This is a genomic window from Sulfitobacter brevis (genome assembly GCF_900112755.1).
In the GTDB taxonomy this organism is placed as follows: Bacteria; Pseudomonadota; Alphaproteobacteria; order Rhodobacterales; family Rhodobacteraceae; genus Sulfitobacter; species Sulfitobacter brevis.
Window position 1 is genome coordinate 57,887 of record NZ_FOMW01000016.1, and the last position, 11,411, is coordinate 69,297.

Genomic DNA, 11,411 nt, shown 5'->3' on the forward strand with positions numbered 1-11,411 from the left:
AATCTCCAAAAAGGTTTGTTTGATACCCTATAATTGCCCGGACTTTTTCGGCGCACAGGTGCCTGACCGGCAAGTTATGCTTGACAGTGGAGTGTGTTATTAAGAGGTAGAACAAAGCAGGAACGATTGAGGGTAAAGCAGGCCCTACTTTTCGGACAGTGGATTTCTCAGGTTAAAGGCGGGACGCGTTATACAGCATCATTCAGTTAATCTGCTTTAGCCTCCAGCAATGTGGACGGTCCCCCGCGGCAGTCTCATATCCGACCCTTCTCCGGCATCAGTGACCAAGTGATCGACTTCGTCGGCTCGACATATCGCAACCCGGCTCTCTTTTCCCAACTTTTCAGAGTGACAAAGCATGATACAGCTTTCGGCACGTCGCATCATTTTGCGCGCGACCTCAGCTTCGTGCAATTCATAACTGGTTGCGCCGCGAGTGATGTGAAAGGCGACGGGAGCGACGATTGCAAAATCTGCGAGAAAGCGGTCGATCTCGGAAAGAGTAAGCTCCCCGTAGGTCGCAGGCACCTCTTGATGGGGCTTCCCGCCCAATAAGAGTATTTCGCAATTTCCAGAAGAGGCGCCAAGCCTTGCGATTTCGATACTGTTCGTGATGATACGTATGCCACTGATGCCAATCAGCGATTTCGCAAAAGCCAATGTGGTTGTTCCGGCGTCAATGAAGACTGTGGATGAAGGCGAAATCAACTCGCACGCCTTGCGACCGATGTGGTATTTGACATCCGTATAAATTTCCAAGCGATCCGCGAAGGCTGGCTCCGGATGAACGTTGTCGCTGGTACTTAACGCTCCGCCATGTACCCGCAAGAGGCCACCTCGGCCCTCCAGTTCCATCAGGTCCCGTCTGATCGTCTCTCGTGAGACGTCAAACATGTTGGCCAAGGTTCGGGCTTGGACTTTACCGTCGCGGCCAAGGCTCTCAAGTATCTTCGCTTGGCGCTCATGCGACCACATGCCAGTTCCTCCGGTCAGGTTCGGTTTTCTTCTGAGGTTCGATGACGAGCTGCGGCAATATTTGCCACATGATTCTAAGAAATCCACTGAAATCGCCACATTTCGAAACTAAGATGTGACTAAGTCCCGAGCAAGTGTCGAGAATACTGCATAAAAATAAAGCGATTGGCACATTTTGCACTTATGTGCATTTTTGTGTGGTATTTTGAACTTATTGGCTCGTAGTCTAAACCTACAACTTCAATTGCAAGGGCGTCTGACATGATAAACCTTTCCGATGCTTTGCGGTTCTCGAGTGAGGTGGCCGATGAAGCAGGGCGCATGGCGCTTCGATATTTCCGCAAACCCCTCACGGTAGAGCTGAAGGCGGACGAAAGCCCTGTGACTGCAGTTGATCGGGAGGTCGAGGCGTTGCTGCGCAGCCGCATAATCCAAGCCTACCCCGATCACGGAATTTATGGCGAGGAAGAGGCGCCCATGAATTTGGACAGCCCGTATGTTTGGGTGATTGACCCTATAGATGGAACCAAGAGCTTCATAACCGGCCACCCGCTTTTTGGCGGGCTTATGGCCCTATTGCAGGGCGGAGAACCGTGCTTGGGGCAAATAGACATGCCGGCAACAGGAGAGCGGTGGTCCGGCCTGCGGGGTGAGCCGAGCACGCTTAACGGAAGCCCCTGCACGACAAGTGATTGTCGGGATCTGTCGGCTGCTTTCGTCTACACCACGGATCCGTTTCTCTTTGCCGGCCCAAAAAAGCACGGCGTTTTTAAGGCGTTGAAAGAGCAGGCGAGGCTCATCCGTTATGGCGGTGATTGCTATAATTATGGAATGCTTGCATCTGGCCTTTGCGATCTTGTTGTAGAGACGGGCCTCGAGCCCTACGACTACCTCCCGGTTGTGCAGATCGTGCGCGGCGCGGGCGGGGTCATTACGGACTGGCACGGTATGCCTCTGGGCATCGGCTCAAACGGAGACGTGCTCGCGGCTGCAACACCTGAGTTGCACGCGCAGATGTTGGACCATTTTCACCAGTTGCAGGCGAACGAGGCGGCATGAAGACCGCGCAATAACAAAGTAATCAAAGGGACCAATAAATGCGGTCCACCAACATGGAGAAAGATAAAATGGACAGAAGGAAATTCCTTGGATACGGCGTTGCAGCGGGAGCGACATTCGGCGCGGCCCGAATAAATCCCGATTTCTTCTTCAGTTCGGCATATGCGCAGGATGCGCGCCCATTGATGTGCTTGTCAGCTGAAAACATCACCGGCAACTGGGATCCGATGGCGCATACCACGCTGTCGCAGTTTAACATCGAAGGCTTTGTCATGGGCTTCCTAACACGCCATCCCATGATGCCAGAGAAACCGGATGAGGTTGTATACGAGCTGGCGACGAGTATCGAGCAAATCGACGCGACGCATCTCGAGATCAAGCTGCGCGAGGGTGTGACCTTTCACGATGGTGAGCCCTTTACTGCCAAGGATGTCAAAGCGACTTTCGAATACGGCGCACAGCCGGAACGCTCGCGCCAGGTTTATCCAGGCATGGCAGACAGCTTCGAAGTTACCACGCCCGATGACTACACGGTGCTGATTGACACGACCAAGGGGGGGTATGGCGCGGGGATGTTCATCTTTCTTGCATCCTATCTGCCGATCATGTCGGCTAAGGACATCGAGGGCGGCCCGAACGGCCCGCTGTCCCAGCGCCTGAACGGCACCGGACCTTTCAGATTCGTCGAGCAGCGCGGCAACGACACGGTCATGGAGGCGTTTGAGGGTTACTATCGCGGTGCCCCGTCAGTTCCTGGCGTGACCTACGCATTCGTTGGTGATGCAACGACGCGTATGCTGTCCTTGTTGAACGGTCAGGCCGACGTCATCGAGCGGCTCGAGCCCGAGCAGGTCGAAACGCTGGAAAAGGAGCCCGACATCAAGCTGAACCGTGCTGTGTCCGTTGAGAACAAGTATCTGTGGTTCCGTTGCTCAAAGCCGCCTTTCGACAATCCTCTGCTGCGCAAGGCCGCTTGTCATGCGATAGACCGCGACCTGATCAACCAGATCATGGGCACGGCCGGAGAGCCTTCTTCGAATTTCGTATCGCCGATCAAGTTTGGCTACATCGATCTCGAGAATTACCCAGAGTACGATCCTGAGGAGTGCCAGCGTCTCTTGGCCGAGGCTGGGTATCCCAAAGGCGAGGGCCTGCCCGAGCTGGAATACATCACGTCCGTCGGCTTCTACCCCAAGACCAAGGAATACGGCGAGGTGATCACGGCGCTTCTTCAGGAGCAGGGATTCCCCGTAAAGCTGAACGTAATGGAAGTGGCCGCTTGGAACGAGCGTCTCTACGACCGACCAGGTGGTGGCCCAGGCCACATGATCGACTGTGGATGGACCAGTGCGTCGCCCGAGCCTGATCTGGTTCTCAGGACGCATTTCCATTCCTCGTCCAAGCGCATCTGCGGGATCGTCGATCCCGAAATCGATGCGGCGCTGGACGCCGAGCGCGATGCACCTTCTCTGGAGGCGCGCAAGGAAAGTCTGCAGACCAATCTCATGCCTCTGCTGGCGGAGAAGGTTCCGGCCTACAGCCTGTTCACATCGGTCCTGATGCATGGCCTACGCGCCGATGTCGAAGGGTTGTTTATCTATCCCGATGGCACCATGGACGCAGCCTCCACGACCATCGGCTGAACAGTCACAGACGGAGGCTGCCGCAGGTGGCCTTCGTCCCGGTCGCACTACTCCAAACTTATTCAGAGGTGCCGATGTTCGTCGTCAGATTCCTGGTTAGAAGACTTTTGCAAGGCGCTTTGATCGTGTTCTTAGTGTCTGCGCTGATCTTTACGCTACTGCGCGTCGTGCCCGGTGACCCTGTGCGCTTGATGGCGGGCGGCATGGCGCCCGAGGCCCTGATCGAGAAAATCGCATTGGAAATGGGCTTGCGCGACCCAATCTACCAGCAATTCGGTCGCTATATCGGCGGTGTGGCTCAGGGCGATCTGGGCCAAAGTTTCGTGAGACCTGCCAACGGTGCGGCTGTTGGCGGCGCAAGCTTTGATGACAACACGCGTGCGGCCCGCGCCGAGGTTTGGGACCTCATCGCGCAAACGGCGCCAATGACGCTACAGCTGGCGCTGCTTGCAATGGTGTTTGCCTTGATCGTTGCCATTCCCATCGGCGTCGCTGGCGGCCTCAGGCCAGGTAAGTGGCCTGATCGATTGGCGCTCTATTTATCTTCTGTTTTCATCAGCCTTCCGAATTTCTGGCTTGGTATTGTCCTCGCGCTGCTCTTGTCGGTAAAGCTTAATCTACTCCCAGCCATAGGCTATAACGGTTTCGCCTACACCATCCTACCTGCCCTTGTTCTTTCGGTTGAAATCGCGCCTTTCATCATCCGGACGCTGACGGTGTCGGTGGCGAACGTCATGGGTCAAAATTTCATAGATATCGCAGCTGTGCGTGGCCTGACGCGCAATCAGATCATTTTCCGGCACGCCCTCAAGAATTCCGCGATCCCGCTTCTGAACCTTTTGGGGGTTCAGTTTTCGATGCTTTTGGGCGGGGTGCTGGTTATCGAATTCATCTTTGATTACCCAGGGCTGGGACGACTGACGATCAATGCAGTCATGCAGCGCGATTTCCCTTTGATACAAGGTATTGCAATCGTGACCGCTGCCGCATTCGTCCTTATCAACATCGTTGTAGATCTTTGTGCGACAGCCATTGATCCGAGATTGGATTACTAATGAGCACCGTCAACACGACACTGGACGTCAGCGCGCCAAAGCGCGAGCGCAAAATTGCGGCGCGGATCTGGTCGCAGGCGTTCGCCTCAATTGAATTCAAGATCGGGATGGTCGTCTTTATCATTTTGCTGTTACTGGCTATTTTTTATCCTTGGCTCTCCGGTATCGACCCGCTCAAGATGGATATCCGCGGAAAGCTGGCGCCGCCACTTTTCATCGGGGAAGGGTGGACGTGGGCGAACCCTCTGGGCACTGACCAATTGGGGCGCGACATGTTGTCGAGATCGCTGGTCGGTTTGCGGTATTCGCTGCTGATCGGAGTCTCGACCACGATCCTGATGGTCTGTGTGGGTGCAATGATCGGCCTCTTCGCCGGCTATTTCGGGGGCAAGGTCGACACTGTTCTGATGCGCCTGACGGATGCGCAGCTCTCAATTCCGATGATTATCCTCGCGATTACCATTCTGGGTGTATCACGGCCGACCATTCCCTCGATTATAATCGTCTTGGGGTTGGCGGGCTGGCCAGTCTACGCGCGAATCATGCGATCAACGGTGATGTCCGAGCGCAAGAAGGAATATGTCAGAGGAGCGCAGGTTCTTGGCGCGACGGATTGGCGGATCATGTTCACACTCATCCTGCCTCTGGTATTGCCGCCGATCGCCTTTGTGGCGGTGCTGGATATCGCGCGCATGATGATCTTTGAATCGGTTTTGGGCTTTCTCGGATTGGGCGTGCAGCCCCCTACCCCAACATTCGGGAACATCATCGCGGACGGTCGCAAGTACCTCATCAATGCTTGGTGGATCGCGACGATGCCAGGCATTTTCCTTGTTCTAACGCTGACATCCATAAATCTAATGGGCGCTTCGCTTGAGCGGGCCCGAAACGCAATTTACGGAGGGGCTTGATATGGCGCTTGATAACTTGCGAACCGCAGAAGCCTTGCTCAGCGTCCGTGACCTGACGGTCAAAGCCGAGACGGATGGGACAAGTCGCACGATCCTCGACGGCATCAGCTTTGATCTGAACCCCCGCCAGATCCTGTCGGTCATCGGTGAGAGCGGGTCGGGTAAGACCGTTCTTGCGCGCACCTTGGCAAGTTGGCTGCCGCCACCGTTAAGGGTGACTGGCGGCTCGGTGCACTTCCGCGGCGAGGATTTGATCGCAGATCCCAAGTTTGCCAAAAGTCTTTCGGGGCGAGAGATTGCATATATCGGCGGCAATCCGGCGGGCGCGCTGGACCCCACGATGATCGTTGGCGCGCAGTTGGTGGAAAAACTGCGCGCCGTCAGGCCCGACATTTCTAAATCGGACGCCCACGACAAAGCGATTGCTCTGCTCGGGGCTGTCAAGATTCCCGCCCCCGAGCGCCGATTTCACGAATATCCATTCCAATATTCCGGTGGCATGATGCAGCGTGCGATGATCGTCGATGCCTTGATTTCCGACCCGGCACTTCTGATTGCCGACAATATCACGCAGCCACTGGATGTGACTGTTGCGGCTCAAATTCTCAAGCTGATGCGCGAGCTCAATTCCGAGTTTTCAACAGCCATCCTGTTCATCTGTTCGTCCTTGCCGGTCGCTTGCGAAGCTGCTGACGAGGTGATGGTGCTGCATGAGGGCAAGGTCGTCGAGCGTCAAGTGCCCGGCGAGTTGATCGCCCGTCCTCAGCACGCATATACCAAGGACCTGATCCGCGAGTTGCCAACGCTCTGGGCTGAGGGAAAGAGCGAAGAGGCCGCGCCTGCAACGCGCAAGCAGCAAGCCATCATGTCGGTACATGGCGTCGCCAAGCACTACGAGACGCACGGCAAAAGTGGTCGTGCGCTGGTGCAGGCGGTGCGCAATGTTGAATTCGATGTGTTTCCCGGCGACAATTTCGGCATCGTTGGAGAGTCTGGCTGCGGCAAATCCTCCTTGATGCGACTACTGACCGGGCTGGAAAGGCCAGACGCGGGCACGATCCACTTCAAGGGCGAAAATGTTGGGCAGGCTACCCCCAAGCGGCTGAGGCAGTTGCGCCGTAAATTTCAGCTGGTTTTGCAAGATCCTTATGGCTCACTGCCGCCACAATCCTCGATCGGCTCCATTCTGGAAGAGCCCTTGATCATCCACAAGATCGGCAACCGTGCCGAGCGGCGCGAAAGGGCCCGCGCTATAATGGCAGAAGTCGGACTTCCTAATAACATATATGACCGTCTGCCCACCGGGCTGTCTGCCGGACAACGCCAGCGGCTGAACGTGGGCCGAGCGATGATTCTGGAGCCTGAACTTCTGATCATGGACGAGACGCTGTCGGCGCTCGACCAGACAGAACAGGCAAAGCTGCTTGAACTGTTTCAGCGGCTTCAGGAAGAGCACGGATTTACCTACATCTTCATTTCGCATGACCTTACCATGGTGCGTCAGGTCTGCTCGCGCATTGCGGTTATGTATCTGGGCGAGACGGTCGAAGTCGCACCGAACGAGCGGCTTTTCTTTGATCCGGGCCACCCCTACAGTCGCGCCCTTCTGTCGGCAGCACCTACATTGGAAAAGCGCCGCTATAGCCCTGAAGACTGCCTTCTGGAAGGTGAGCCTCCGAGCCCGATCGACTTGCCCAAGGGGTGCGCTTTTGCCAACCGTTGCCCGCATGCGTTCGACAGATGCAGGATGGAAAATCCGTCTCTCGTTTTGCGTGGCGATCACGCGTTGGCAGCATGTTTCCTAAACGACTGACTCGAACGAATGAAAGAGCTGACCGATGATAAAGTCTGATGGACCCTTGCGTATAAACGCTGAACTTTTCAAGGAATTGATGGAAAAGGTCTCCGAGTTTGGCGCGACTGGCGATGGTGGCGTCCATCGCCCTGCCCTAACCGATGCGCACAAGGCCGCGCGTGACTGGCTGTGCACGGAATTTCGGAAACGGGGATATCGTGTTCTGATCGACAACATCGGAAACGTATTCGGTCAGATCGATCTGGCCGGACCTGATGCACCGCTGGTGATGGTAGGCTCACATCTTGACAGTCAGCCCCATGGCGGACGATTTGATGGCGCTTATGGCGTGACCGCGGCGCTCGCTGCGGTTGAAAGCTGGCGCGATAGCGCCAAGCATACGGGAGAGAGGCCGCGGTGCAACTTCGTGGTAGCCGATTGGATGAACGAGGAGGGCGCGCGCTTTCAGCCATCGCTTTTGGGCTCGTCCGTCTACGCGGGTACCGTCGACAGGGATTTTGCACTTTCGCGCACCGATATGACCGGCTTGTCGGTTGAGGCCGAACTGCAGCGCACGGGATACATGGGATCGGACACGCCCCCACAACCCGATTGCTTTATCGAATTTCATATTGAGGGCGATGACAAGATGGAAGCGTCGGGTGCCAAGATCGCCCCGTTCGTGCGGCATTGGGGCGCATCCAAGGTGCGGATCGAAGTGACTGGAGAACAGAACCATACAGGACCAACGCCAATGGAGGACCGGCACGACGCCGTCCTTGGCGCAGCCTACATCATTGCCAAGGTAAAAGAGTTAACCAACGACGCGACCGACACGCTTTATACTTCGGTCGCCCGATTGGATGTGTTCCCCAACTCGCCGAACATCGTTCCCGGCAAAGCCGTGCTCTTTGCCGAGTTGCGTGCGCCCGAGTTGGACGTACTGAAATGGGCGGAGGCCGAGTTGCGATCATCGCTTCCTGCTTTGGCGGCCCGTGCTTCGGTAGGCGCCGAAATAGTGTCGGTCGAGCGCCGACCAGCCGGAAAATTCGATGCCCGTCTGGTCGCTCTATGCGAGCGCGCAGCCGATGATCTCGGCCTCCAGAGGATGCAGCTGGACACGATCGCCGGTCATGATGGCGTGGCCTTGAATGCAATAATACCGTCAATCGTCGTCGCAGTGCCGTCGGTCAACGGTGTCATTCATCGCTATGATGAATTTACCGCCAGCGACGATTTAGTCGCAGGCGCGAACGTTCTGCTTCAGATGATCGCGCGCATCGATGCCGCACACGGCTCGCTCGACGATGCAGGAGAAACCGCATGAGCCGACTGGTAGACGATAACATGATGGCCGAGACGGTTGCAGCAGCAGGACTGTCGCTTGTGAGTGGTGTTGCTGGCCCCGAAGCGCTTGCCTCGCCCAGCTATAAAGCCCTCGAAAGCCGCTCGGTAATGGCTCAAGGCGCATTTATTAAACGGATGCATCCCGAAATGATGCTCGGATTCGACCTGAAGGCTGCCATGGCTCTGGCGTCACAGGCGGGGCGGGTCGGTGCCGGCCCCGAAGTGATCTGGCACGACGCATCGTCAGGGGGCATCGCGATGCATGGTCTTGCCGACGAATGGAGCACCGCCAATCAGGCCCGCCTGCAGGATCCGACGCTGGTGTCGTCGGCGATGTCGGCTTTAAAGACTTTGCATTCTACGGATCCTTTGGAGGCTCGGTTCAACCCATTCGTCCAGATCGATGACCTGATCGCAGAACTCAAACGCGAGAAAGCAGGGCTGCCCGACGATATCGCGTGGCTGCGAAGGTTGATCGGACAGATCGAGCCAATGCTGGAAACCGGCACACTGGCGCCGTGCAGAAATGACGGATCATCGTCGAACTTGATGATTGGGCCGGATGGGGCCGTCATGCTGATCGATTACGATCGCGCAGGGATGAACGACCCGCTCTATGACGTCGGCTGCCTTTTGGCAGAAGTCACGAATATGGAACGGGACATGCGGGCGGGTTACGCGGCCTATGTGGGCAGCTTCGACGAGGTAGGTTTTTCGCGTGCCAGACTTTGGTCCTATGTGGACGACCTTCTACATGGGCTCTGGGCTCGCCTCCATGCGAAGACATCGCAAAGGGGCGGCGTGGAGTGGCTCAAATATGGCGAATGGCGGCTGATCCGGGTGCGTATGGGCCTGATGCATCCGCAATTTGAAGAGAAAATCAGACTATCAGGAGAGGCAGCATGAATATGAAACCTCTGGGGAGCGCAACAACTCCCGTCGAAAATACGATAGAACAGGCGATCCGCGAAGCTGCGCTTTTTCAGCAATGCGGCAAATTGGTCTATGGCCCAGTTTCCGGAGGCATATCCAACGAGAACTGGCGTGTACAGGATACGGCGGGCGATGGTGACTGGTTTGTCAAGATTCCGGGCAATGGGACTGAAATGTTCATCGACAGGGTCGCGGCGATGGATGCATCAAAAAAGGCTGCCGCGGCGGGATTCGGGCCTCGCGTATATGATGATCTTGCCAGCAAGGGTATTGAGATAAACGATTTTTTGCCGGACAGGCGGGCATCGACCAATACTGACTTCGCCGATATCACTATACGTAAAGCCGTGATTAAGGTTTACCGGACGCTTCATGCCATGCCCGAGCTTGGCTTGACGAAAACTATTTTCGACATGATCGATGAGCATACCAAACAGGTCAAGGATCTTGGGGCGCCCCGCTTCAAGGATGCGGACTGGGTGATTATGAACACTCAAATGGCCAGGGAGGCATTGCATGCATCGGGTCTGGATCTGGTTCCCAGCTTCAATGACCCCATGCCGGGTAACTTTATGATTGGTGACGATAAGTCAGTTATGCTTATCGACTACGAATATGCATCGATGAATGATCGCTGCTATGACCTTGGGATATGGTTCGGAGAAATGTTTTTTACCCCCGCGCAGGAGTTGGAACTGATTGAAGAGTACTTCGGCGCTGTCCGCCCGGAAACCGTATCGCGTATCACTATCCATAAGGCGCTTGCGGATGTGAAATGGGCGCTGTGGTCCATGGTGCAACTGAAAGTCTCGCGTTTGGATTTCGATTTTCATAAATATGGTATGTGGAAGCTGATGAGGTTTCGACAAATATCAGGCCATTCTGATTGGCCGATACATTTGCGCCGGGTCTGACATCGGCTCGTCCAGATCAACTTCCTTGTCATCGACCAATTTTCGCATGGCTTTCAAACAGCATTTCGATGGTTGTTATGGGTTTGCCCTTTGGCATCGGTCGCGCCAGTATAGAATATCGGTCACAAGGTGAGATGTTCATTCTGAATTTACATAGCGCATTGATGGTCTGGTTGATTAAACGGGCTGCTCGATCGACCCAAACGACATTCCGAAGCGTTCAACAAACCCTCGATTTTGAACGTTGGACATCAGTTCGATGATCGCTTGCGCCTGGGGTAGCGAGGGCTGATCGTCCAAAGCTCATCTCTACCAAAGTAGTAAAAAAACCGCTGATTTCGTGGCGCGCAGTTTACGATCTAACGAACGATTGGCAGGTCCGATAACCGCGTCGCGTATCGCGGGCTATGATGGTCGGACCGTAGCTTTCAAGACCTTTTCTATAGCGCGACAATCTGGGTGAGACGGCGGCGACAATCATGATGAGATTCTATGTCGCGGCATCTGTGACGATATCATCGTTATTGCCGTCGGCAAGATTTTCTTCGTCTGTTGTTTGTCGCTCCGCGTCAATCAGCGGTGTGTTGTTGATTGTCGCGTATGTGGCAGGCCTGCCTCGCTTGCGTTTGGCTTCGAGCGCGGATCGCCGCCGGTAGCTCTCGACATTCATTTCGAAGATGGTCGCATGATGAACAAGCCTGTCGACGGCCGCGAGTGTCATGGCGGGATCGGGGAAGACCCTGTTCCATTCGCCGAACGGCTGATTGGCGGTGATCAGA

The 11,411-nt window shown here is 55.6% G+C and carries 10 protein-coding genes; 8 read left to right on the plus strand and 2 right to left on the minus strand.

Annotation, left to right across the window (positions count from 1 at the left end; all coding sequences use genetic code 11):
- Positions 1 to 216: 216 nt before the first annotated feature.
- Positions 217 to 975 (minus strand): DeoR/GlpR family DNA-binding transcription regulator, encoded by a 759-nt coding sequence (locus BM174_RS17615; protein ID WP_093925167.1) that lies wholly within the window; start codon positions 973 to 975, stop codon positions 217 to 219.
- Positions 976 to 1,236: 261 nt separating this feature from the next.
- Between BM174_RS17615 and BM174_RS17620 the strand changes: the two genes are divergently transcribed.
- The 8 genes from BM174_RS17620 (at position 1,237) to BM174_RS17655 (ending at position 10,632) form a co-directional block, all read left to right on the plus strand.
- Entirely contained in the window at positions 1,237 to 2,034 is a 798-nt protein-coding gene (locus BM174_RS17620; protein ID WP_093925168.1) for an inositol monophosphatase family protein, read from the plus strand.
- Between the two features lie 38 nt (positions 2,035 to 2,072).
- Positions 2,073 to 3,677 carry an ABC transporter substrate-binding protein gene (locus tag BM174_RS17625; RefSeq protein ID WP_245766432.1) on the plus strand — a complete coding sequence of 535 codons (1,605 nt, stop codon included), beginning with the start codon at positions 2,073 to 2,075 and terminating at the stop codon, positions 3,675 to 3,677.
- A gap of 74 nt (positions 3,678 to 3,751) precedes the next feature.
- Positions 3,752 to 4,732, plus strand: coding sequence for an ABC transporter permease (locus BM174_RS17630; protein ID WP_093925169.1), 981 nt, complete (start codon positions 3,752 to 3,754; stop codon positions 4,730 to 4,732).
- Positions 4,732 to 5,643 carry an ABC transporter permease gene (locus BM174_RS17635; RefSeq protein ID WP_093925170.1) on the plus strand — a complete coding sequence of 304 codons (912 nt, stop codon included), beginning with the start codon at positions 4,732 to 4,734 and terminating at the stop codon, positions 5,641 to 5,643. Before BM174_RS17630 ends, BM174_RS17635 begins: the two co-directional genes overlap by 1 nt.
- 1 nt (position 5,644) lies before the next feature.
- Positions 5,645 to 7,456 (plus strand): ABC transporter ATP-binding protein, encoded by a 1,812-nt coding sequence (locus tag BM174_RS17640; RefSeq protein WP_093925171.1) that lies wholly within the window; start codon positions 5,645 to 5,647, stop codon positions 7,454 to 7,456.
- Between the two features lie 25 nt (positions 7,457 to 7,481).
- Positions 7,482 to 8,765 carry a Zn-dependent hydrolase gene (locus BM174_RS17645; protein ID WP_093925172.1) on the plus strand — a complete coding sequence of 428 codons (1,284 nt, stop codon included), beginning with the start codon at positions 7,482 to 7,484 and terminating at the stop codon, positions 8,763 to 8,765.
- Positions 8,762 to 9,691, plus strand: coding sequence for a phosphotransferase (locus BM174_RS17650; protein ID WP_093925173.1), 930 nt, complete (start codon positions 8,762 to 8,764; stop codon positions 9,689 to 9,691). Before BM174_RS17645 ends, BM174_RS17650 begins: the two co-directional genes overlap by 4 nt.
- Positions 9,688 to 10,632 (plus strand): choline/ethanolamine kinase family protein, encoded by a 945-nt coding sequence (locus BM174_RS17655; protein WP_093925174.1) that lies wholly within the window; start codon positions 9,688 to 9,690, stop codon positions 10,630 to 10,632. The genes BM174_RS17650 and BM174_RS17655 overlap by 4 nt, the downstream gene beginning before the upstream one ends.
- A 490-nt stretch (positions 10,633 to 11,122) precedes the next feature.
- On the opposite strand, the gene BM174_RS17660 is transcribed toward BM174_RS17655, so the two are convergent.
- Positions 11,123 to 11,411, minus strand: a 289-nt coding sequence (locus BM174_RS17660) for an ATP-binding protein (protein ID WP_177209517.1), incomplete at its 5' end; no start/stop codon positions are given.